Origin of the sequence: Flavobacterium sp. LAR06, assembly GCF_041946075.1 — a bacterium.
In the GTDB taxonomy this organism is placed as follows: Bacteria; Bacteroidota; Bacteroidia; order Flavobacteriales; family Flavobacteriaceae; genus Flavobacterium.
The window spans coordinates 1-26,003 of record NZ_JAUTYT010000021.1; the positions used below are offsets into that span (position 1 = coordinate 1).

Annotated in this window: 15 protein-coding genes and 1 pseudogene; 11 read left to right on the forward strand and 5 right to left on the reverse strand. The window is 33.7% G+C overall.

From position 1 onward, the window contains the following. Positions 1-66: 66 nt before the first annotated feature. The 10 genes from Q7C23_RS21685 (at position 67) to Q7C23_RS21730 (ending at position 10,556) form a co-directional block, all read left to right on the forward strand. Complete coding sequence (locus Q7C23_RS21685; RefSeq protein WP_375034467.1) at positions 67-1,221, forward strand: gliding motility-associated C-terminal domain-containing protein; 1,155 nt, start codon at positions 67-69, stop codon at positions 1,219-1,221. 50 nt (positions 1,222-1,271) lie between these two features. Further along, positions 1,272-2,180 carry a type IX secretion system membrane protein PorP/SprF gene (locus tag Q7C23_RS21690; RefSeq protein ID WP_375034468.1) on the forward strand — a complete coding sequence of 303 codons (909 nt, stop codon included), beginning with the start codon at positions 1,272-1,274 and terminating at the stop codon, positions 2,178-2,180. A gap of 11 nt (positions 2,181-2,191) precedes the next feature. Further along, positions 2,192-4,132 (forward strand): OmpA family protein, encoded by a 1,941-nt coding sequence (locus tag Q7C23_RS21695; RefSeq protein ID WP_375034469.1) that lies wholly within the window; start codon positions 2,192-2,194, stop codon positions 4,130-4,132. Positions 4,133-4,846: 714 nt separating this feature from the next. After that, positions 4,847-5,023, forward strand: coding sequence for a hypothetical protein (locus Q7C23_RS21700; RefSeq protein ID WP_375034470.1), 177 nt, complete (start codon positions 4,847-4,849; stop codon positions 5,021-5,023). A gap of 468 nt (positions 5,024-5,491) precedes the next feature. After that, positions 5,492-6,013 carry a peroxiredoxin family protein gene (locus tag Q7C23_RS21705; protein ID WP_375034471.1) on the forward strand — a complete coding sequence of 174 codons (522 nt, stop codon included), beginning with the start codon at positions 5,492-5,494 and terminating at the stop codon, positions 6,011-6,013. 169 nt (positions 6,014-6,182) lie between these two features. After that, positions 6,183-7,094, forward strand: coding sequence for a class 1 isoprenoid biosynthesis enzyme (locus Q7C23_RS21710; RefSeq protein WP_375034472.1), 912 nt, complete (start codon positions 6,183-6,185; stop codon positions 7,092-7,094). A 161-nt stretch (positions 7,095-7,255) separates the two neighbouring features. Continuing rightward, positions 7,256-7,408, forward strand: a complete 153-nt coding sequence (locus tag Q7C23_RS21715) for a hypothetical protein (protein WP_375034473.1) — start codon at positions 7,256-7,258, stop codon at positions 7,406-7,408. Positions 7,409-7,851: 443 nt separating this feature from the next. Next, on the forward strand, positions 7,852-8,058 hold the full coding sequence (locus tag Q7C23_RS21720; protein ID WP_375034474.1) for a hypothetical protein: 207 nt from the start codon (positions 7,852-7,854) through the stop codon (positions 8,056-8,058). Next, a complete protein-coding gene (locus Q7C23_RS21725; protein ID WP_375034475.1) occupies positions 8,039-9,274 on the forward strand; it encodes a peptidase, M50 family protein in 1,236 nt (411 codons plus the stop codon). Before Q7C23_RS21720 ends, Q7C23_RS21725 begins: the two co-directional genes overlap by 20 nt. 307 nt (positions 9,275-9,581) lie before the next feature. Then, entirely contained in the window at positions 9,582-10,556 is a 975-nt protein-coding gene (locus Q7C23_RS21730; RefSeq protein WP_375034476.1) for a polyprenyl synthetase family protein, read from the forward strand. Between the two features lie 1,881 nt (positions 10,557-12,437). Here Q7C23_RS21730 and Q7C23_RS21735 read toward each other — a convergent pair. The 5 genes and pseudogenes from Q7C23_RS21735 to Q7C23_RS21755 all read right to left on the reverse strand — a co-directional run bounded on the left by Q7C23_RS21735 (position 12,438) and on the right by Q7C23_RS21755 (position 21,456). Beyond that, positions 12,438-13,598 (reverse strand): DUF6588 family protein, encoded by a 1,161-nt coding sequence (locus Q7C23_RS21735; protein WP_375034477.1) that lies wholly within the window; start codon positions 13,596-13,598, stop codon positions 12,438-12,440. Positions 13,599-13,833: 235 nt separating this feature from the next. Beyond that, positions 13,834-15,222: a glycoside hydrolase family 18 protein gene (locus Q7C23_RS21740; RefSeq protein ID WP_375034478.1), complete on the reverse strand. Its 1,389-nt coding sequence runs from the start codon at positions 15,220-15,222 to the stop codon at positions 13,834-13,836. Positions 15,223-16,019: 797 nt separating this feature from the next. Then, positions 16,020-18,227 carry a leucine-rich repeat domain-containing protein gene (locus tag Q7C23_RS21745; protein WP_375034479.1) on the reverse strand — a complete coding sequence of 736 codons (2,208 nt, stop codon included), beginning with the start codon at positions 18,225-18,227 and terminating at the stop codon, positions 16,020-16,022. A gap of 79 nt (positions 18,228-18,306) precedes the next feature. Further along, positions 18,307-19,022 (reverse strand): annotated as a pseudogene (locus tag Q7C23_RS21750) (IS982 family transposase). Between the two features lie 238 nt (positions 19,023-19,260). Further along, on the reverse strand, positions 19,261-21,456 hold the full coding sequence (locus Q7C23_RS21755) for a leucine-rich repeat domain-containing protein (protein ID WP_375034480.1): 2,196 nt from the start codon (positions 21,454-21,456) through the stop codon (positions 19,261-19,263). A 2,563-nt stretch (positions 21,457-24,019) separates the two neighbouring features. Here Q7C23_RS21755 and Q7C23_RS21760 point away from each other — a divergent pair. Next, on the forward strand, positions 24,020-25,810 hold the full coding sequence (locus Q7C23_RS21760) for a leucine-rich repeat domain-containing protein (RefSeq protein ID WP_375034481.1): 1,791 nt from the start codon (positions 24,020-24,022) through the stop codon (positions 25,808-25,810). The last annotated feature ends 193 nt before the right edge of the window (positions 25,811-26,003 follow it).

Consider the following 26,003-nt stretch of genomic DNA (forward strand, 5'->3'; position numbering starts at 1 on the left):
GATGTGAACGCGGGCGGGGTGCAAAACCAGGCTACGGCCACCGGTACGCCTCCAACAGGCCCTGCGGTGAGCGACCTCTCGGACAGCAGCGACCCTCTTGCCACGGGATCCGATGATCCTACCGTTACCCCTCTTAATGTTTTGTCAGAGATGAAGTTGTTGAAAGATGGAGTTTATCAGGATGATAACCACGATGGAGTAATGAATTTGGGAGATACTATCCTGTTTACCTTTACGGTTCAAAATACCGGCACAGTTACCATAACCGATATTACAGTTTTTGATCCAATAGTTACTGTAACCGGAGGACCTTTGGCAAGTTTGGCACCAGGAGCAAGCGATAGTACTACATTTAAGGCAAGATACAGCCTGACACAACGGGATCTGAACCTTAGGGTTGTGCATAACATAGCAATTGCAGCCGGGGCAGGATTTGGTGGTAATTCCGTTATTGCGGATTCAAGGGATCCTTCACCACTAAATACCAGTGATCCTGATTATGATCCGGCTTGCCCTGACTGCACGGTTGTTCCTCTGAAACAGAAATCTGGAATAGCTATTGTAAAACACGCCTTATTTAATGATATCAATGGGGATGCTATTGCCCAGGCAGGCGAGACCATTACATATTCATTTATTGTGTCCAATACAGGAGATACGCCTCTTCACAATGTTAGCATTAAAGATCCTCTTCCCGGGATAATAATGGATGGCGGACCCATAACCCTTTTGGCAGGAGAAACAGATGAATTGTCATTTACAGGAGTCTATACCCTTAAGCAATCAGATATTAATGCAGGAGCTGTTATAAACCAGGCGACAGTTTCCGGAACAGATCCTTCAAATATGGTAGTTTCAGATATATCAGATAATACTGATAAAAACGGTAATAATCCAACAGCCACATTGCTCGATGGATGCACCATAAAAGTTTTTAATGCGCTTTCGGTTAATGATGATGGAGAAAATGATATTTTCTATATAGCCGGAATTGAATGTTATCCTGACAATACAGTAACAATCTATAACCGATGGGGAATAGAGGTCTACCGTTCTGAAGGCTATAATAATAAGGATAGATCATTTAAGGGGTATTCGGCAGGAAGGGTTACAATAGCACCCAACAACAGACTTCCTTCGGGCACTTATTACTATATACTTCAATACAGGAAGGATGATGGCTCAGTTTATGAGAAAGCCGGTTATATGAATTTAAACTGATGATTTTAAAAATTCAGGAATCAATTTTACTGATATAAAACGTAAAAAAAATGAAAAAAAAGATATTAGTTATTCTACTATTGATAATGTCATCAGCCAATGCACAGCAGGACCCTCAATACACCCAGTATATGTATAATACAATTAATGTTAATCCTGCATATGCCGGCTCAAGAGGGGTTGCAAGTATATTCGGAATGCATCGTACACAGTGGGTCGGACTTGACGGGGCTCCTGTTACCAATACATTATCGGTAAATTCACCAGTGGGCAAAAACGTCGGTCTGGGAGTTTCATTTGTAAATGACCGCATAGGGGTTATGGATGAAAATACACTTTCTGTAGATTTCTCTTATACAATAAAAGGTGCCGGTGTCCATAAATTTGCTTTTGGACTTAAGGGATCGGCCGATGTTTTAAATGTCGATTATACAAAACTGGACATATACAACCCTGCGGATCCCAGCTATCAGGCTAATATAGAAAATCATTTTATGCCTAATTTCGGCGTAGGGGTCTACTGGTATTCCGATACATCCTATATAGGTTTGTCTGTACCGAATCTTCTGGAATCTGATCATTACGATGACAATACAGTGGCTGTGGCAAAAGAAAAAAGGCATTATTATTTAATTGGCGGATATGTTTTTGATTTAAGCTATAATTTAAAGTTTAAGCCTGCCGTGATGATCAAGGCAGCTTTTGGAGCCCCTTTGCAGGTTGACATATCGGGTAATTTTCTTTTTGCTGAAAAATTCACTGTCGGTCTGGCCTATAGGTGGGATGCATCGGTAAGTGGCATGGCAGGCTTCCAAATTACAAAAGGGATTTTTGCAGGATATGCCTATGATATGGAGACAACCAAACTGGCCAATTATAATTCAGGTTCACATGAGATCTTCCTGCGTTTTGAACTTTTTGGCAGACAGAAAAACGTAATGGATCCCAGATTCTTTTAAAAACAAAAACTATGCGTAAACTATATTTTATAAACTTAACAATTGCCCTTTTGTCAATAGCGGTAAGTGCCCAGCAAAGCGGAATTGCATCAGGGAAAAAACTATTCAGCCAATACGCTTACATAAATGCCATAAAGACTTATGAAAGAGTGGCTGAAAAGGGCTTCAAATCAGCTGATCTATTCCAGAAACTTGGTGATTCTTATTATTTCAATGCTGACTACCCGAATGCCGTTAAATGGTATGGGGAATTATTTTTACTTAATGAGACGGTGCCTGCCGAATATTATTATCGTTATGCCCAGGCATTAAAGTCCGGAGGCGATTATACTGGTGCTGATTTAATGATGAAAAAATTTACAGAGAGTAGCAGCCAGGAAATAAGATCAAAATTGTACGCGGAGAATAAGGATTATTTGGCAGAAATCAAGAAAAATTCAGGAAGGCATACCATTAGGTTCCTTGACATAAATTCAGGTTATTTGGATTATGGTGCAGCTTTTTATGGGGACAAGATTGTATTTGCCTCTTCAAGGGATACCTCCGGTATCCTTGTGAAAAGAATCAATCCCTGGACCAATCAGTCCTTTACAGCCCTGTATGTCAGCAGTAAAAAAGTGGATTCATTATCCCGGCCGGTAAAATTTTCAAAGAATATCAATACAATTTACCATGAAGCCACACCTGCCTTTACAAAGGATGGTAAAACTATGTATTTTACAGGCAGTAATATCGTCAAGGGAAAGATCAAAAAGGATAAACTTGGAAGAGTTTTGTTTAAAATTTATCGTGCAGAACTGGACGGTGACCAATGGGTAAATATAAAGGAACTACCATTTGACAGTGATAATTATTCCACGGCGCATCCAGCCTTGAGCCCTGATGGCAATACATTGTATTTTGCATCCAATATGCCCGGTACTATAGGGGAGTCCGATATTTACAGGGTTGTGGTTAATGGAGATGGAGGTTTTGGCAAACCGGAGAATTTAGGGGGCCAAATCAATACCGAAGGCCGGGAAACCTTTCCTTTCATATCAGAGAACAATGACCTGTATTTTGCCTCTGACGGACATCCAGGTTTAGGCGGGCTTGATATTTTTATTTCAGTTGCTGAGGAGACCAAAAGTTTTAAAAAAGCAGTTAATGTGGGAGAACCTGTAAACAGTCCATTTGATGATTTTGCCTATATAATTGACCAGACGAATACACAAGGTTACTTCACATCCAACAGGCCGGGGGGCCGGGGATATGATGATATTTACAGCTTTACCGAACTTAAGAAACTTGAAACGGACTGCATCCAGTTAATTACAGGAGTAATTACTGATATTGATGATCATTCAATTATAGCCGGGGCTCTAGTTTCTTTGTCTGATTCTAAATTCAATACCATCAGGCAGGTCACCACGGGAGCTGACGGAAGTTATTCCTTTAAGGCTGACTGCGGAACACTGTATTATATTAAAGCGGCGAAAGAGGGGTACCTGACAGTAGAGAACAGTATTAACACAGCAGCTGAAACGGGAGAAACAAAAGCGCCCATAAGTCTTGGAAAAGCAATTAAAAAAGTTGAAATAGGAACAGATTTGGCCAAAATATTTAAAATTGAGATGATTCATTTTGATTTGGATAAGCACAATATTAGACCAGATGCGGCCATAGATCTGCAGAAAATAATAGAAGTTATGAAAGAGTACCCGACCATGAAAATTGATATCCGCTCCCATACAGACAGTCGCGCATCGCATCAATACAATAAAAAACTCTCTGGTTTAAGAGCCCAATCCACAATGAATTATATGATCAAAAATGGTATTTCGCAGAACAGGCTTACGGCAAAAGGTTACGGTGAAACGCAACTCGTAAATAAATGCAGTGACGGGGTAAAATGCGCAGAGGATGAGCATCAGCTAAACCGCAGGAGTGAATTCATAATTATCCAGATGTAGGCCATATGCAGTAATATTTAAGTGCCCCTCAGTAACCTTAACTAAATGTCCAGCATGCAATAGCAAACTGGACTCTAGACTTTACAATTAAACATAAAGGAAGATTATGTTTAAGTGGACGCCGTCAAATACATTTTTTTGTATTTGGCGGTTTTTTTCATTCTTAATTTTAACTATTTATTATTGGGTAAAGATAGATTTTAAAGCAGCGCACAGTAATGGTAATTTGGTAATAGTTTTGAACCTAAACTTTTTAGACCTTAGTTTTGTTTGATTACTAAAAAAAATCAGTTTACAACACCAGAATCAGATTCATTTTTCTAGTCTCTATTCTGAATACTGAAACTAACTCACTAAATATTCTGAATAAAAAACTATTAGAAGTGATGCCTTAACAAAAGACTAATCGATATATAAATATAAATTCCACAACAAATTAAACTTTGCTTACGAGATTTGTTTACAGGCGAAATTTGATTAAAGAGATAGACTGATATTGGTTCGGGAGAGCAAAAAAGCTTTTTTATTGCATTTATATGTCTTTTTGTGGTTGTTTAGAGTTTGATCCTGTAACTATATTTGCCTTGGATTTGTCGATCGATAGATCTCGAGAAAAAGTGAAATCCTAAACTCAAAAAAATAAGCACATAAGGACGAGACTATGCCGAAATAAAAAGAAAAGTGTATTGTTTAATAATAAAAGAAAAATAAGAGATGAATTTAGAAAATCAATTATTGGAAAAATTTCAAGTAGAAGAACTTGAAAAAAGATTTGAAACGGGTCGCTGGGTAAAGAATGTTTATAACAAGACCTGTAATTATGACAGTACCGGTTTCCTGGGAAAAGGATATCCTACTCTAGAGGCGTGTAAAGCGGATGGGGGTAAGTAATTTAAGTTTTTTTTAGAATTTCAGTGTAGATATCGTATAGAATTTATGATGTATGGTCTGAAAAAAAGGGATTTGTTTTTTTAATTAAAAACAAGTCCCTTTTAAAGCTATAGCCGCTAATTATTTGGTGCAAAATCTATATTTGCTTTTTGTTAAATAATTGATTAGACATAAATGTAACTAAATAACTATCGGAGTTTAAGTTTGTTTTTGTGTAAAAACTGTGTAAACGTATTCTAACATTTTATGTTTTTAATTTTTCATATAAATATTTCTACTTGTTTTTTTACCAGAACCTGTTTGGATTTTTCAAAATTATAGTTTACAGAATTTAAATCGTAATTAAAGTGCTGTTTTTTTGGATAAACTGATACTATTTTCAATCAAGATCAATTATATTTTTATCTAAAAAGGCTAAAAAAAACAACCTAAAGATCAATTCAAACAACAGCTGTCTCTGATTTTATTATGAAAAAAAGAAAAATAATATTATTAATACTGGCTTTCTGCTTTTTTACTGTAATTAGCATAACAAGTTATGAAACTATAATAGAAGCAAGGCGTAAGAAAGAGTTTGCTGAAAATAGGAGAAAAATACCTGTATTCCTGTATGAAAATATAAATGGGGAGTCTTTTTCTAATCAAAACTTAAAAAAAGATACGCCAACGGTCTTTGTTTATTTTCATAGCGAATGCGAATATTGTAATGAGGAGGCTCACAATATAAAGGAAAATATAAAAAAATTTTCTAATGTCCAATTAGTTTTTATATCATTTGAAAATGTTGAAAAAATAAAAATATTCGCGGTAAGATACCAATTGGACACTTATAATAATGTTCATTTCATATCGGATCCGAGCACTAATTTTGCTTCTATTTTTGATGTTCAGGGATTACCCTGCCTAGTGTTGTATGATAAAGATCAAAATCTAATTGAAAAAATAGAAGAAGAAGTTGAAGTTAAAATTTTACTTAAAAAATTAGAATAAGTCTTAGGTTGTATTTATATAAAACGTCTGGGATTGATTTTGCTGCTGATTATAATCGAAGAAAATTAAGAAAAGAAAATATCGTTCGTCACTTAAATCATTTGAATTTGCCGACTGGGAAAGAATTGTACTGCGTAAAATTAAAAACTACGTTTATTAAATTTAAATTATGAAAAAAAATAAAAACTCAAACAATATGCAAATTCAAGCATATATTAAAAGATCATCTCTAGCGGAAAATTTAAAAAAAGAAATATTAGATCCTGATTTTATGGATATGAATCCTTTATTTTTTCAAAATTTCGCTTCTCTTTTTAAAGGTGCTTTTTCAGTTACAAAAGAACAGGTAGAATTGTTAAATATTGGTGGCTTTTTGTATTTTCAATCGATTATGTATTTGGATGATGTTATAGATGAAGGAGACTTATCTAGACTTAATTTAATTCTAGTCTGCCAGCAAGAGGGGGTTAAAATATTGAGTAGTATATTTGGTTTGGAAAATAAATTTTGGGCATTCTGGAACAAGAGAAAAGAGGAATATTTTCAGGCTGTTGTTCTAGAAAAAAAGCTATTTAGAAAACAACTTATAGCTATTGAAGAATATGAAAATTTAGCCTGTGACAAGCATTCTTTTCTAAAATCATGTATTGATTCTTTGCATTGTATTGATAATGTAGATAAAGATAAGTATCAAAAATTATTGCTTTCACAAAAATATTTTTCAGTTGCTTGTCAACTTCGGGACGATATTAAAGATTTTAAAGAAGACCTCAGAAAAGGACAATTTAATTGGGCTATTTACCTTTTGCAGCAAGAGAAGATTTCAACTCAGGATCCTGAAGTTTTAGAAAAATATTTTTATATACGAGGAATAGCAGATAGAGTGTGTCAATTGGGAATGAAATATTGTGATAAGGCTTTAGATCTTGTCAAGAATATAAATGTTAGTGAATGGGAAATGGTTTTGGCTGAGATGAAATTGAATTTCATGCAGATTATTGAAGAGAAGAAAGATTATTTAGAGCTTTTAAAAGCACAAATTATCCTATCTAATGAATTTGTTTCAAAAAATAATTCTTAAAAATAGTTTGTCAATTGTGTAGAATATATTCAATGAAAACAGAAATTAAAAATTGATATTTTCAAGAACGTGCTGCTATAAAAGAATCCATTGATATTTTTGGCTCTTTTTTCTTATGGACTAAAATTTTCGATGTTTCGAAATTGAAATAAGATCTCTTTATGGGATATAGTAATAATTGGGTTGGATGTGCTGACACAACTAATTTTGTATTTCTCTCTTTCCTCTTCAATAATGATGAAATTGATCCTTCTGCTTTAAAATTAAATGAGTTTGTAACATCCAACGGCAGTTTTTCTACTTATTTCAGATAAGAATGAATTGTCGAAGGCTTTTAGGTTATATAAAGATAAATGTATGTGATTGACTGGCGTTCATAATTGCGTTAGTGCATCAAGCTTTTATTTTTTAGCAAATAATAATCGAAAGTGACCACATCTGTAAGTATTGAAAAAATATTTTAACATTTTTTTTGCTAAAAAGGAAATGTTGCAGAAATAAAGTCATACTGGAGTAGAAATGATATTTATATCTATTATTACTTAACTTAAACTTATCGTTTTTTGAAGGATACGGAAAAAGTAAATTCAATTGTGACTAAAGTGAAGGGAAAATAAAATAGCAATGGAAGTTTTTCTGATGTCTTTGGAGAAAATATGTTTTTGTGGGGGTATGGATGGTATTAGGAATTATGATCTTAGAACAAAGAGATGAAACAGTTTAGGGAATAAAGAATACAATCAGTTATTTAGTTGAAATGCAATATATTGATGGTAACAGGAAAGGTTTATATGCATTACTTATTTCAGATCCGCAAGATCCAAATCAAAATATTTTACAATATCCTATTTCAGCCACAGGATTAAATGTTAGGGCTAAGGAATTTGACAGGCTTTTTACAACTACAACTATTTTAGAATCTCTGGCAGATTACGAACAAAAATATGGTACCAATACTTTCTAAAGAAATTACTTTTCATCCAATAAATAAAATTGCTTATTTTATTTATCAACCAACACATGATCATAGAGTCAAAATTTCTTCGGAATTATACGATTTTATACAAATAATAGACAATAAAACGGAATTAAAAGATCTTGTTCTATTATATAATTTAAAGTATGATGATATCTTAACCGATGAGTTTGCATATGATTTTTTATATAACAAGTTAGCAAAATATGGTATCATTGAGAGTAAAGATGTTTCAATATTACCAAGCAAAAAACCAAATTATTTGAAGTTAAGTTTTATAATTATTAATGAAAAAAAAGTTTCGAAACTGACTAAATATCTGAGTTTTCTGTTTAGTCCAATGGTCTTTAGTATTGTTTTGATAGTATCAATGTTGGTTTTGTCTACCTGCTTTTATTTTTATAGAGATCAGATTTTTAGTTACGAAATAAAAAAAGGGGGTTGGTTCTTACTTTTTATTTTAGGATTTATCGGAATTATTTTTCATGAATTAGGGCATGCTTCTGCAACCCATTACTATGGGGCTAAACATGGGGGGATTGGAGCAGGTTTTTATTTATTTATACCTGTCTTTTATGCGGATGTTACCGACATCTGGAAGTTGCCAAAGCGACAAAGAATAATGGTAAATCTTGCGGGCGTTTATTTTGAATTATTATATGGGATTTTTTTAATTTTGACAGGATTTATTTTTAGAAACCAAGTGCTTATTTTTTTGGTCATTTTTAGTTTAATCTGGACATTTTTAGATAATCTTTCTCCTTTTGGGAGAGCTGATGGTTATTGGATATTGTCAGATATTATTGAAAGGCCAAATTTAATGATTCATAGTGAGCAAAAAGTAAAAGAAATTTTTAAATCTAAAAAGTTATGGAACTGGCAAGATTATCTATTGTTGTTTTATGGTTTGACAAATTATTGTTTCATCCTATTACTTTTTTATTTTGTCGTTGTCTTAAATCCGCATTCAATACTATACTTTCCACAAAACCTAATTCATTTTATTGTGGATTTATTTACTGATGGTAAAACATTTTCAATTGAGAGTCTGTTTGAACTAATGACCCCGATAGTATTTATTTATTTGGTTGGGAGTTTTCTAATTAAATACATTAGAAAAGGAAGACTTTTGCATACGAGGGTAGGGATTAAAAAGACACTTCTAACCCTTACAAACAGATTGCTAATTTTTATTTATCCTTAAAATTATCCAAAGTGAATTGTAGTTTGGGTTGTGATCTAATTTTTTGCTCCATTCCGATATGATTACACACCTGATGTAAGCTCAAATGATACGCTAAACATTGTAAATCGTGAGCAAAAGTGGACTGATTTAGTCAAAAAGTTAAGAGGGTGTTTTCAAAATATTATAAATCTTCGGAAACTAAAATCAAAGTACAGCAGGTAATTGAAAATTTGATTAGATTAACTATGGAGAAATGTGAAGAGATAAATTCATACTATATATAATACCTTTAAGGTGAGAAAATAAAATTTTATTATTTATTATTATGCACACTATAACTCAATACGAGCTTTTCTTTTTAAGTTATTTAAAAAAAAGAAACATTAAGAAAGAACCTAAAAATCTGTATGAACCAATTGAATATGTTTTAGAACTTGGTGGAAAACGTATTCGCCCAATACTGACATTAATGGTTTCGGAAGTTTTTGGTATTAATTATGAAATGGCGCTTCCGGCTGCGATGGCAGTTGAAGTTTTTCATAATTTTTCTCTTGTCCATGATGATATTATGGATAATGCGCCTTTGAGGAGGGGTGAAAAAACGGTACATACAAAATGGAATATCAATACTGGAATTATTTCAGGAGATGCAATGCTGATTATGGCTTATCAATATTTTGAAGAATATGAGCCGGAAGTTTTCAGAGATTTAGCAATACTTTTTAGTAAAACAGCCCTTAAAGTTTGCGAAGGTCAGCAATGGGATATTGATTTTGAAGTAAGGAATAATGTTGCTATTCCGGAATATCTAAAAATGATAGAATACAAAACAGCAGTTTTAATTGCTTTTGCAATGAAAGTTGGGGCTATTGTTGCGAAGGCCTCTGAGAAAGATATTGATTTAATTTATGATTTTGGATTAAATTTAGGGTTGGCTTTTCAGCTTTTGGATGACTATTTGGATGCTTTTGGGAATCCTGAAACTTTTGGAAAACAAGTTGGAGGCGACATTATTGAAAACAAGAAAACCTATTTATATCTAAAAGCATTAGAGTTTTTGACTGTTGAAAAAAACATAGAACTGCAAAATTTATTTAACGCGCGATTAGAAGATAATTTAGAAAAAATAGAAAAAGTTAAGACTTTTTTCAACGAATCTGGTGCTTCAAAAGCGACGCAAGAAGCCATTGAAATGTATACCTCTAAAGCTTTTGAAATCTTGGAAAAAATGGATATAAATAAAGAAAAGAAAAATTCTCTAAAAATATTTGGCGAAAATCTAATGGGACGTAAGGTTTAATACATAGTATTCGTTTTTATGAAATTTAAAGTTTTATGTGTCTGGTTAACCAATAAAATAATCCTTACTTTATTTACGTTCTCTTTTATTCCTAAATTATAAGACCTGTTTATTGATAAGGGTTTTACTGGGGTTACTAGATTTCTACTAGGATATAAAATTTAAGACTGTTTAGGTAAAAATAGATGTCTTAGAGTTATGGAAAAACCAGTTAGAGTACTGAATTTAAATAAGCAGCAGTACGATTAAGTTACGAGCGAGAAAAGAAAGATCAAAGAATTAGCAGATAAACTTGGTATTCAGGTAGAGTATATTTATACACGGAGATCATCTCAAAAAAAACATTTACTAATTCAATCTCAAATGTTTCTCTAAAATCAGAAACTTATTTCATGGAATTAAAACATCTGCGAAAAGAGCTTAATGAAGAAGATTAGAGCTTGAGTTATAAAAAAAGGCTGTTCCCATCTTTTTTAAGAGCGATGGAAATCTATCAATTTATAGTGAGCTATAAATATTTATATTCTAATGTAGCTTATTTTGATCAAAAATTTCCAGTTTTTTCAGTAAAAGTTTTCAAATCGAATGCTTGGAAATCATCATCGGGGCTGTATCTTGTGATAAAGAAGCCTCATAGTCATTGTCCCACTTATAAATGTTCAGGTTTTAAAAATAATATTCCGGGCTGTTTAGAGCCGTTTGCGAGTGTATCGGAATTCTGTAGCTTTCGTTTCCTTTGGAATCAATATATTGCTTTATGTGTCTGAGGTCTAACTTAAACTCTGGATTTTGTTTGTGTTTTTAATTGGATTCCAACTCCTTTTTTAAAGAAGGCAACTCATCACTGGTTACAGTGTTTAATTTTCCGTTTAACCCGCTTTTCGCAGCGGATGTTTCTTCTGCTTCTTTTTCTTCGCACCTGATAGTAGAATAAAAAAAACTGATAGGATTAATTTTGCGAACTTGCTGATTTTTTGTTTTATAAATAATTTGATGTTATTTTGCATTTATAGTACATGGTCTTGTTTCTTTATTGGAGTGTCTCTGTTATTTCACCATAATTAACAAAGTAAGAACATCAATTGTCCACCAACTTTGTATATAGGATATATAATTATAATATTAAGGCAAATATTTTAGTAGCTCATTGGGATTTGTAACAGTAATAAAATATCAGATTAACTATTAAGAAAATCAATATTATCATTAGTAGCAAATCCCTAATTTGTAATTGTAAATGTAATCATCAACTTCTCACCATTGCTAAAGAAAGTATCCAAACCTAATAAAGTTTTGTCAACTTACACACGGGAACAGCTCTATATAAAGAGATAGATAGCCTTAAAAAAGGGATAGGGAAGAATATTTCTTCTTTGTCCCATCTAGTACCCTAACGGGACAATGCTCGAACCTTTTTATAGATGATTTGAAAAAAATAAATATTATTCAATGGTTTACTTCCTTAATGATTTTCTTGAACTCAGTCGTTTCTGAATTAAGATCATTCTCATTGTCTAAGCTTTGGGCATAATTCCATAACTCTTAAGGCTGGGTGAGCATTTTTGCTTTGTTGATTTTTTTGATGCTCTTGCCTCATACAAAAGTATATCTGCACGTCTAAGCTCCTATTGGTGCCATCGGCATGGATTTGTTTTAGATTGAAAAGGCCTTATGATGCCGGCATTAGGACCACCTGTTTGAAGATTTCTTTAAAGCTGCCTTTTAATTTGGACCTGGTTAAAAATGGACCGGAAAATATAAAGGGGTAGCATTGTCTTTCGGGAGATTTGGGTAGGGATTAAAGCTAAATAAGAGTACTAATGACAGTGAATTTGTCGGTCATTTTATTTACGGATAATTAAACTGCAGTTTAGTAGTATTTTATCTTGACAAAGCATTAACTGAAAAGCCAAAGCTTAAATTAAAACTTTGATTGTTATTACCATAACTATAGGATAGGGATGAATTCATAAACTTCAGGTAGCTAAATTGAACTCCTATAGTTGTATAAAACTCTTTTGCTTTAGTTTTGATTTGAACCGGATCTATTAATACATAAGAATTTGCAAGAATGGTGCTTTTGTAATTACTCTCAATTTCTTTTGTATTGTAGTCCGAAATTGGCATTCCCGTTAAAGTATAATTGCCTAATAATTCAATTTTTGAACTTGTAAAAGCTACCCCTGCAGCGATGAAAAAATCTGCAAAGCTAACTTTTTTTGATAGCAATATTTCAGTATTTAATGCATCTAGTTTCGTATTTCCTCTATTTTTTGAAAAAGGGGTATCGGATTTTAAATTAATTTTACTGTTTAAATTTAAAGTATTATATCCAAATAAGACAGAACAATTTACGACTTTAGCATCATCGTCATCGTATTTATAATTATAATAATCTTCAGGAAATAGAAGAATATTGATATTTTGTTTAATGGCTAATCCAAAAGCATTAATCTTGACATAATCTTTATGGAATCCTCCATATCGAAATAATATTTCAGTTCCCCTTGCAATGCTCATGTCTAATTGAAAAAGGGGTATACTACTGCCGACATCATTAACAATAGCTTTTACGGGAGTAAGATTAAAATATGTTCCATTGATTGGAAGCGAAGGTCTTTGTTGTGTAATTGTATCTCCATTTGCGATTACAAATTTTATTTCTGAGGGTTCAGTAAAAACAGCAAAAACAGATTTGTTATTTTTTTCTCCGCCAATTATTGTGGGCATAGTGAAATTTGTTGGATGAATCTGTTTCAAATGAGATAGTTCTAATTTCGTAATGTCAAATGATTTATATGATTGAGGAATTGGAATGAATGTCATTTGAATTTTAAAATCGAATTCAAAAATTTCTTTAGGTCTTGCAGTTGTTTGCCAATTACGATATAATCCGGATGAAATTGTCTTAAATAAAGGAGTTGTGTAAGCAAGTAATAGTTTTTCTGAATCTGATTTTATTGCAGAGCCATAATTTTGTCCATTGCTTTTCAATACAAAAAAAATAATTATAAATAATGTTTTTGCATATTTCGTAAACATAGAATTTATTATGAAGTTTGTTTTTAAAATAGATTAAATGTATCTGATTTGGTTTCAGATTTAAATCAACTGATGTGGAGTGGTCTGATTTAAAAAAAAACAGTTGTTTTGTATTTAAACAACTGTTTTTAAAAAGTATATATTATAAAAGTATACTGCCACGTTTTTAGATATAAAAAATCAGTAGGATTAGGTTTTTTCTAAAAAGGAATGTGGCATTATTTTAAGTGAATAGCTATTTTATAGCCGCATTAAGTTCTTTTAGAATTGTTGTTCCTTTTGCGCCAAGCGCATCCCAAACAATTACTCCCGCTAAATTATTTGATTTAACATAATTAGCCTTTTCCAAAATATTATCTTTACTGTCGTAGGTTACAAAAATACCTTCAGATCTGTTTACAGCAAAATCAGCTTTAGCAATAGGATCATGGAAAATTTCCCACTTAGTAGGATTATTATTTAATTTTTCCATTAGCGTATTATATCGGATAATGCCTGGTGTTTCTGCAGGGAAGCCAGAGGGTACGGTTTGATTTCCTGTAGGGAAATAAGGCCTGGAGGGGTCTATTGTACCTGGAATGGTTACATTTGTCCAATATCTGGCATACAAAGCAACTCCAATTTTAATCTTGGTAGAAGGTATTCCTTGTGAAAGAAGGTAGTTAACCTCAGTATCGGCGTTAAAATTTGTCGACAAAGAAGGATTTGCCGGCATGTTTGCTCCTCCGGAATATAATGCTGTATGATGTCCGGTTATATTAGACCAAGAACCCATGTAATCGTATGACATAATTTCAAAATGATCAACATATTTGTTAAGTTCTGTAAAGTCTAAAATTGCAAGATGGTTGATATTTGGGGATAATGCAATATCAATTTTATAAGTGTTTCCTACTTTTAGGTAGAGTTCTCTGCAAATATTAACCAAAGCATCTGCTTGGTAGGGTGTTTCTGGAAACTCATAATCAACGTGTATAGCATTTGGGAATCGAGTAAATCTTCTGATTTCTGCTGCATTGGACACGCTCTGGACAAAAGCAGCTAAATCGTCTGGATTAGTTCCAATCCTGTCAAAAGCCCCTGTTCTTAGGGGATCGTTTGGATTGTCATCTTTTGGCCAGCCACCAATAGCAATTCCATACGGAATAGTTGGATAATCATTCAAAGCTTTAAATATAGATCCTTCTCCTAAAGATGTACCATTGGCAAAAACAATATTTGCATTTTGTCCATCCGGGCTACCTGCCCAAACAAATCCGCCCCATGCCCAAAGGTCGTCAAGAGCCAACTCATTTTTTTTCCATGCAAAGGCCTCGCTGCCAATAGCGGTTTTTCCATCACCAATAACACAGAAAGAGGGGATCATTTCATCCATCTGATAATCACCACCAGGACCTGCTTTTTGTAACATTTCAGAAGCAGTAAAAGCTGCCTCATATCTACCATAACTAGGATAGTATACAGAGACAATTTTCCCGGTTGGGTAACTTGGACGAATAGGGATTTCTGGGGTGTCAGTGCCTCCGGGTAAGGTACCCTTTTCTGTTTCTGGTATAGGTTCACAAGAAGCCTGGATTAAAGTAAGTCCAAGAATAGCGGACAGAAATTGAATTCTTTTTGTCATAAAATTTGTTATTTACGCGATTAATAATCGTGCAAAGAACAAATTAATTCCTCAGTAAGTCGCCTTGAATAAGACATTAAAATGGCATAATAAAATTTTCTCCGAACAAAATTGATTAAATTCCAAAAAGCTTCTTTAGCCAACTTTGCTTTATATTTATAAATTTAATATTTTGCTTCTGAGTCTTCTATTTCTTCAGTTCAACATTATATTTCTTAGCAAATCTTCGATATTATCGATGTAATGTTGGTTAATAGATGTCTCGGATTTAACTTGCTGTCGTCCATCAGGAAAATTAACTATGTAAGTAGATTTTTTGAAGATTTAATACTTTTATAATGCTCTTTAATAATTTGACCTGTGGTCATTTAAAATGCAATAAGATAATAAGGTGAACTGTATACTTTATATCCTTATCTAAAAAAGTTGTAATTTTTCAAGGGAATCATGGTTCTTAAATATTGGTTTTAAGTATTTTTCAAGATCAGTTTTTAATTTGAGCCGCTGTTCTTGAAGTATCAATATTTTTTGATAATGTGTACCGATGATCCCTTTTATGGGATAATATTCCAATACGATTGTTTATAAAGCATTGATATGTTTTTGGAAATTCTAACTGTGTTGCCTTATCATCAACAATTAGGATTCTACAATTAATTCAATCGTAATGATTTGTTTTCTAAAGTAATAAATGCGATTTTAAAAATGTATTGATAATTAATTTCTATTTGTTTTAATTAAAACTGGAAAAAGGTGTTTATTTGACCGGTTTTTCTACCAAGAAGGAGCAGGCTGTACTATCTTCGCAGCGAGACACTTCGCGCCTTCGACTCTTTCTCTCCATCCCGCCGGTCATGCCCAGGATTGGGACTCTCCGAGCGGGATCTTTGAGTTTTATCTAAATTCAGTGGGGTTGTGAAACGAGCTAGACGCCTTTTAGAATCATTTTTTTGATTCTTTTCTTCCATAAAATTTTTAATGGCTGCTGTTTTTCCTTCCAAAAATTTGGTATACTCTTCCTTTACTACAATCCCTTCCTTTCCAAGAGCACTCTTTAGTTCTTTTTTATGTGCATTGGTATCCAGAAGTCCTTCAGCTTCTTTAAGATGAGTAATGTATATATCATCGATCTCATTTTTTTTGATAAAATCTTTCAGATCCTCTTTATACTGATTCATATATTTCTCCCGGTCTAGATGTTCTTTTGTGCCATAACCAAGTTCAGCCATATATTCTTCCCTTATCTTCTTTATCTTGCCCCTGTCCAATTGATACTTCCCTTGGGCGGTCTTTAACGGTTCATTATTATCATCTGTCTGACAAACCAAACGTACATGTTCTCTGAGTAATTCAGATTTCCCTTCAAGCAATTGAAACCCTAGCCCTATATACGCCGTTTTAGATGGCAATCGTGTCCTGTCTCCAACAATTTTCATATCTTTATTCCTGTCATTAGTTTCTGCACAGTTCCAATAAATAGTATTGCTAAGACCCTGAACCGATTCTGTTTTCTCCCCGTCACTATGACCTTTTAAGCGACCTAGTTTCTCTTCAACAGCTTCCCTTTCTATAAGAGCCTGTTCAAATTCCGATAATTCTTCATAGTTAGACTTCGAAAGCAGGCGTCTTGCCGCCTCATTGGTTAAATACTTAGTTACCGGGGTATTGCAGTCTCCCATCGAAGCTGTCATTGCTCCCAAAATAAGAAGCCTGTCTTCCTGTGGAATAGATTGGTTTGTGATATCTGATATCAGATCTTTAATAGGGCCTTTATACATCTGCCTGTTAGCCTCGCTATTCATTCGAGGTGTCTTACACAGGAAATCTACTATAGCTTCCTTAGCTGGTTTGTTCACACTACGAGATCCTCCATAAATAATAGTTACCTCTTGATCAATATCATTGTTTTCTAAACTTTCTTTTACCATACTTCGTTCCTGCTCATCAGGATAAAGATCCTTCAATACATCTTTAATACTTCGGACGCTTTCATGGGCAATCATATTGAGATTAAATTCTATGTTTGGAAAAGTACGCATTAGCCAAATTACCCCCGTTTCTGAAATGGGGCAATTATCTAAGTACAACCTTTGAAGATTTTGCAAATTCCCTAATGTTTCAGGAACTTCAATAAGCAAGGTTCCCGATGCGTTCAGTTCTCTAAGATTCAATAGTTCTCCTATGGAGTCAGGAAAACGTGGTATCCTATTCGAACTTAGGTCTAGATGTGTAAGATTTTGTAACTGGCCTAAGGATTCAGGTAAATCCCTAATCTGGGTTCCGGATAAGTTCAATCTTTCAAGTCCCGTTAGCTGTATTATTGAATCGGGGAATTCCTGTAACAGGTTAAAGCTTAGATCCAGAACGGTAAGATTAGGTATTGTCCTCGCTATATCATGTATCAATTCATCTAAACTCTCATTATTCAGAAGTAAATTGGACAGATCTATGCTCGTTGCCACCGATCCCTGAGCAGTAGCGATTCTTGTTCTGGCCGTTATCATGTACTCTTGCCTCCTATAATCTGGAGTATTTAACAATACATCTTGAGGATATACATCTATATCTCCTATTGTTACATTGTTAGAAGCGGAGGTGTTTTCAATAACTATTTCGCCCTGGCTTGGTACTATATCGCAATTAACTACACAGTCTGGAAGATTTTCGTGCAACCAGAACATTGTTCTGGCTGTAATGTGAGTATTGGCTACATCCAACCTTTGAAGTCTTTGTAAATTTCTAAATGTTACAGGTAAAACAGCTACATCAGTATCACTTACATTCAGCCTAGTAAGACTTGACAATTGGTTTAGGGAGCCAGGCAATTGCTGAAAAGGATTGTTGGATAGATTAAGTTCGGTAAGGTTAGGTATTATCCTTACTGTATCATGTATCAATTCATCTAAACTCTCATTATTCAGAAGTAAATTGGACAGATCTAAGCTCGTTGCCCCTGATCTCTGGGTCATGGCTATTCTTGCTCTAGCATCTTCAATATTATTCATATATTTTAACCATTGGTGTAATTAAATTATTTGATTTTTAACATTGTTTATTGGTCTATCAAAAAATAAATTTATTGATCTATTGAGCCAATGGCAATGCTGTTATTTTTTGCTAAAACCCTTGTTTTAAAACCTTCAAAAGTTTTAGCATAATTGTTTCTAATTCTGAACTAGTCGCATAATTGTGAAAATAATGTTTCAGTTCTTTTTCTTGATTTCCTAAACATTATAAAGTTGTGGCTTATAATCTTTTGATTCACTCTTTTAGGCGCTTCTAATTTTATACTAACTGTTTCAAGTAAATCAATTGAATGCTTTGAGATAACTAACCTTTATTTCCAAGCAATATGCAATCAGACATGCGTTGTTTTATATTTTTCAAAAAATGAACAAGATGAACTTCTGCTTTTGTACTATCTAAAATTCCATTTATGGAAGATACTCCATGAAGTTTATATTCGTAAAATCAGCTGTTTTGAGAAGAAAAAAAACTTTTGAAGGTGCTGTTTCAAATTCATCTTTGCGGATTTTAATTCTTTGACGTGTATATTTGCAAGTCTCCAAAGGCACACAATCCACGATGAATAGTATTCAAATTCGAAAAACCGAGAGGCTACTTTATTAAACTGACTTCGCTCAATTAAATTTGGTATTTGTTGCTTGTTAATCTCTGTAAATAAAGAATTTTTACTGCTCATAGACATAAATTCAGTGATTAAACTTAATGTAACTTTTAAATCAGACATTTTTTTGTTTTCTTCCAACATTCGATTTATGCTCTAATTTACCATTCAAAGAGCTTATAACATTTAAAACGCTAGATTTTTTTACTTTATTTGGCATAGATATTGGTTTGTTTTTTGATTTTAAGATGCTGAAGTTTAGTATCTTGAGTAATATCTAAACCATTTGTTTTACTGCAAATATTTACACCCAATGGATTATTTTATATTTTACATGTTTGTAAATCAAAACTATTCATATTATACTTTGCCTATTCTTTGGTAAAATCTTCCGATTGTTGAATAGTTAACTATCTTTTTGGAGTGAATTTTCTTTCAGTTGACTTTGTCTGCCCTTCTGTATGATTTCGGACACGATCAGGGCTCTGAGACGAAGATCTTTGATTGATAGGTGTTGTGAATCGTGCCAGAGGGTTTTTTTGATCGCGAAATTTTGTAAATTTCGACTGCTGTTCAGACAAAAAATTTTTGTACTCGTGCCTTATATCTGCCCCATCTTTTTTTTCAAGTATTGCCTTAAGTTCGTTTTGTTGTGAAGTCATATCCAACAGGTCTTTAGCTTCAATAAAGTAGTCAATGTATAAGAGATTTTTCATCCCTTCCTTATCAATAAACTCCTCCATATCTTGTGTATATTTGACTATGTATTTCTTCCGTTCAAGCTGATCTCCTGTGGCTAATCCCAGATCAGCTATATAATTATTTTTTATCTTCTCTATCTTTGGTTCGCTCAACTTATAATGACCGTCGGATGTCTGTATCGGTTTATTGTCCTTAGTTTCACAAATTAAACAAGCAAATTGCTGAATTAATTCAGGATTATTTTTTATTAGATCAAAAGCAATAGTTGGATAAGTCGATGTAAGAGGTAAGTTTCTCTCTATCTCTCCAACAAACACTACATTGGGAGGAGGTCTATTCATATCGATATGTCTTTGATCAACTTTTTCTTTGGAATAAACTAAATTAATAAGTCCGTACATCTGTTCTATTTCTTCATTGGGTTTATAACCTGGCAAATTCCTTACTTTCTCTATAACAGCTAGTCTTTCTATAATGAACTTATCGAGATCCGATACTTGAGTCTCCTTTCCAAGTTGTCCAATTCTTTTTTGTTCCAAATAATGTCTAACTGGAGAGGTGCAATCTCCCAGGAAAATAGACATTTCTTCCATGATGGTATTTCTTTTTTCTCTGGAGGTATTTTCGTCAAATAATTCCTTTAACAGACCTAAAGTCGGAGGGCCATACAACTGTCGTTCATACTCGCTATTAATCGGTACTTTAACCAAAAACTCTTTTATTGCCTCTTTTGCGGTTTGCTGTACTGGATTATCTCCTCCATAGGCAATGGTTACCATATCCAGATCACAGCTTCCCAATCTCTTCATAACGGAAGCTAGTTCCTGATCACTTGGATAAAGCGTTTTCAATACCCCCTCAGCAGATTGAACTTGATCATGGGCTGCCATATTGTATCGAATATTTACACCCTCTCGTTCTTCGGAAATACGATTCAACAAACTCATTGATTCCAGTGAAAGTGGATTATTAAGGAAGTTCAGCAATTTAATATTCTGAAAATTTCGTAATGTTTCAGGTAAATCAACAATCTGACAGCTGACGGCCGATAGCTTCTTAAGACTAGATAGTCGACCTATGTTGGTTGGCAAACTCACCACTCCACAATTCGATATGTTCAGATCTTCAAGATTCGACTGATAGGGTATAGATTGAGGCAAGCTCGTCAGCATTGGATTCTCTGATGCATTCAAGAGGACTAAATTCTGGTGCTGCCATATTGAGGCTGGTAAACTCGTTAGTATTTTATTTTGGGATACATCCAGATTAATAAGACTTTCTAGGTAGGATAGATCGTCAGCTATATATCTAAGCTTGTCATTCTGGGCTAAATAAAGGTGAGTAAGATTTGGCAGGTAGAATATCGGTTCAGGCACTATCTCAAGCTGGGTGTCCGCCATATACAGTTTAGTAAGGTTCGATAACTTGGAAAAGGATGTTGGTAAATCACTAATTTTACTTCCTGATAGATTCAGCTCTTTAAGATTCGATAGGTCACCTGTCGATATTGGCAAAAAAAGAAGTCTGCGGTTTTGAGATACATCCAGAGACTCAAGATTAGAAAGTTTACCTAAATCATAAGGTAATTCCTTAATCTTGGTTTCTCTTACTATCAACTCTCTAAGATTCAGGCATTCGCATATAGAGTCAGGTAAATATCTAAGCTTCTTATTACTAAACAGATTCAGTTTAGTAAGAGTTGACAGCTCGTTTAGGTCGGATGGTAAATCCGTTAGGTCGTTGTGAGATAGATCCAGCACAGTAAGGCCTGATATTTTCTTTATGCTGGGCATCAATTCTTTTAACTGCTCTGTGGTCAGACCAAAGTCGTACAGATCTAAGCTTGTTGCACCAGATAGCTGTGCATTAGCTATTTTTTCTCTAGCTTTTGAAATGTTACTCATAATATTTTTTATTTACATTGTTCGTTTTTATATCTATTGCTTACCTGAGCTCTACTATTAAAATATTGGTAAAAAATATTCAAATGTGTGTTTCGTCCCCTTTAGTCAATCGCCTTTATCATGAATATTATTCCATCTGTTGTTTGCATATGCTAAAGATTCTTTCCTTGTTAATTTCTTATAATTAACCATTGTAGTAGCAATCTCATCTGATAAGTAATTCCGACAAATTTTATAAAATTCTCATGTGTTATGTTTACATCATTCTCTTTTAATAATTTAGGGTTATTATAAACAAAATCTCATTATCACTTTTTCTGGTTGAGTAGATTTTCCATCATAGACATACACGTCATCTGTCCTCTTCACTATTGAGTCCATTTATCGTCCTCTCAAAAGTTCCATTGTAGAACTGACCGTTTACATATAATAAGTTCTGGTATATCGTCGTAAATCCTTAAAGTAACATTTTGAAACATGGTATCTCCGTCATGCTTTCTGTTATTAAAACTCTTACTCTCTAAATTCTTATTATCTTTATGTTTCTTTTAATACTTTTTCAAAAACCAGTAGTCTTGATATATTCTTAACGAAATTAAGAACTATTATATAGCATTCGATTCAAATAAGACATAAAATTGTCTTGATAAGGCATGTTTGCCGACGGTCAACTAGTCTTTCAGGTCTTACTCACTGCTCGTTACTTAAAAACATACGAACAAAGTAGATTACAACCTTCTTACCCTTCGCTAGTATATAGCATCTGAAGAAAAAATAGTGCCTGAGGCGCACTTCGGAATGCCTGATGTTATTCAAATTTATAGTTGTTCTATTTGAAAACCAGCCACAATAAGATATAGAAAACTACTATAATAAGACATATTGTAAAATGGCAATTTATTCTTAAGGGGGCATGTAAATGTATGCGCATAAACCCGAAGCGACTATCTTTATATAATTCTCCTCTCAAAAAATGTAGAACATATATTTTTGAGTCCTTGATCTGAAATTTGGGTTGTCAACGCAAAAAGGGGTGTTCTTAAGGTGAATTGCTATGTCTTTATTGAAAAAAAAGACGTTTCTGACGCAAAAATATACGTCAATGGCTCAAAAAAACATACGTTCGGCTTACTAAAGCGAAAAAGTTATATTTCTTACAGTTTTGACTATTCTTAGCGATTTTTAGCTTCACTATGGGTAGAAATTGTTTTTATATTGGATTATTTTATCTTTTGTGATAGTGCAATGTTTTTTTATGTAAATATTTTGATGTGATATTTTTATGTCTTCTTGTGATTGAAAAAAGATTTAAAAAAAGTTAAAATTGTCTCTGTAAAACAGCAATGGAGTAGCGTTACATTTGAAGACGCTTGGAAAGCGAGAGGATTAATTTAGAATGAATATTTAAAGAACTAACAATAGACTAAATTAGAGTTTCAGGAATTTAGTATATCAAAAAGGATTATCTAACTAAAGCTGCATAATATTATTGTGAAAGGAGTAGTCATAGGTATTGAACTTGATGTAGTATTAGTGCCGGGTGTAAGAGAATTCGCTGATGAAGCTTTTGACGACTGCTAGGTCCCGAAGAATACCCCGGAGCGCCTTCACTATCCAACACATTTTGAAGTGTTTTTTCAATTTGCTTCTTTTTACTACTTGTCCATATCCGGGAATACCTCAGTATTTGTTGAAGAGAGCAGATTCATTTAAGTATTGTAACAAAAATGTACTTGTTGTGAGTAACAAAGAGCCAGAAGTTGCTCTTGACTTAAAAGTGCTAAAGATTGCAGAAAGGACTGAAGGTCGAGGATGCGGATATGTCATATGTTTAAGTGATGATTCTGATTTATAAGACCTATTAAAAAAAGTTATGGAAAATGGGGAGTTATGTACTGCATGTGAGGTAGTTGATTCTCAATATGGTATAAGAAATGGAATTATGTTTAGGGAAGTTATGGAGATAGCAAAAGTATATGGAGAAGTATATTCTAACGGTATATTTGAATAACAAGATGAAAAAATAGAGGATATTCTTTTAGGAGCGAGAATATTTTCTAAAAGTATGTCCTTAGAAGTAGACGAGGATATGGAGCCTATTCTTGAAACAGACAGAGTGGGGCTCAATAAAGATTTATCTTCTTAGAACAAATAGGTCGTAAACTTGGACCAACAATATTGATGGGGACCACCAGGAGGTCGTAAACTCTATTCAGGTCGAATCAGTTGCAGTATCTGGTGGTTTAAAACTGAGAATCAGTTATCCCGCTTAGAAAAATGAAAAGCCATAAAATTCAATTGAAAACAGCACCAGCTACTACATCACAAAAGGAAACAGCTACTCCAAAATTGAAATTAGCACCGGCTTTCCGAAGATATTAAAATAATCAAGATTTAAAAAAGGTTTAATAGTCAAAAAACGGTTGGTGAAAATTGCGAAGCATTATAAAATATAGTAAATACGAAAGATGATTTTTTAACTATTGGAATGTGTGTGAAGAGTTAATAGAATTTAAAGCAAGGTCTGTGAATTATAAAACCGATTATACAAAAAATAAATTATATGAATGTTTTTGAAAAATTTAGAAAAGCTAGTGAAAGAGTATTAAGGGCGCAACGATCGTCATCGGGTGAAACAAATTTGGATTTGTCTTCTTTAGATTTGGATTCGAAGGATTTAGAAGTATTGATGCCAGATATATTAAGGATACCTAATCTAGCCGAATTGAATCTGTATATGAATTATGATATTAAGAAATTGCCAGACTCCATATGTAGACTATCGAATCTTACTAAGCTGATTTTAGAAGAAACTGACATTACTGATTTACCTGAAGACATAGATCAGATATCACAGCTTACTTATCTATATGCAGCTGGAACTAAGATTCGGGTGCTACCAGATCGTATAGGTAGGCTGGCTAATCTTGAGGTTCTTGATTTAACAGGAAGTAGGCTTGAGCGTTTGCCTAACTCCTTAAGTGGGCTATCGAGTCTTATCAGGTTGGCAGTAGCAGACAATAGTATTACAGATGTGCCTGAAACATTACTTAATTTGGCACATATTCAACAATTGGAATTTCAAGGCAATCCTCTTTCAATAGATGCAATTAGCCTTTTAAACCGTATTGGACAGAGACCAGGTGTAACTGTCCAAACTAATTTGGCAGCCCATGATAGAATTCAATCCTATGAAGATATACTGGAAATTTTTTATCCAGATGACCAGGAGCGAGTACTGATGATAGGTAAGCTGGAAGCTTGTGACCTTGACCCTGTAACCATTACTTATGGAGGAGATGATCAGGAGGTAACATCTGCCAAAGATGTGCTGAAAAAATTTTGGGGTAAAGTCCCTGTTGATAGCGAATCTGAGCGGAATTTTTATGGCACTACGGCTAAAATGTTGTTTGAGAAAATACTAGACCCAAATACTTCCAGGGAGGAAGCAAATACTATCGTGGTAGAAATGGGTATTGCGCAGGGAGACTGTACTACTCCGGTTAAATCTTATCTGGAACAAAAGTATGTAGAAGAGCTCAGGAAGGAAGGTAGCAGGTTATCGGGTTATGATGAATTTATTATTGAAAGACTAGCCCTTGTAGAGGAAACAGGTGCTTTATCTGGTTTAAAATCGAGTGATAGAATAGAAGAGGTGAATGGACTTGTTAATTTAGTTTTTTCCAAAGAAAAAGTAGATCAGGCGCATATAACAATGAACAGGGTTCCTCCCAATGTAGTGTTTGTTGGAGGGGTAGAGAGAGAGCTGCCTCCTGTATCGAGTTATCCGGTGATTTGTTTTAGTTTGATAAAAGATAATCCTGAATTAATGGAGCAATTTGCTACTTTGATTTGTGAAACTAAGGACAATAAGCTGGTACAGACAATTGCTGGTGAGTATAAGGTGGATGAGGAAAAAATGAAGATGCTGAAAGAGAATTATTTAGGTACAGGAGATGAGCTGGAAAGGAAGAAATGTCTTAGCATGTATTTGCAAGATATGAACATATTTATCGAGAAAGAAGAAATGAAGGAATTCTTATACATTGAGCACTTTAAAGAAGCCAACGAACGTGATCTGGCGAATCTCCCTAAGCAGGAAAAAGAACTTAAGAGGCTGCTTGGCGAAAAAACCGGAAAAGAAAACATAGAACAGGAATACAAAAGATATGTGTCTGAAATGAAAATGTCCCTTATAGATTTTAGAAAAGACATGGCTAAAAAAGAGCGTATGAGTCAGTTTACAATTCCAACAATTAGTAGGAAAAGGTCTCGATCTGAGAGTCCTGATCAAGATCGTACAGAAGGACAGGGAGAGTTAAAAGTGCAACGTGTTTCTCAGCGAAGATTCTGAGCTACTACAGCCGAAAGAACTTCTGTTTTAAGAGATTGTCTTGATTTTTTTAGAATGAAGAGGACTGGAGAAGTGACAAGTTCGAAATAAGAGATGATAAATTAAATATGATTGTTAAGTCCGGAATCCGCATTAGAAACCTACTGCATCTGAGTTCATTTGTTTTTGTTATTTTTTTTAATTGGTCAAGATG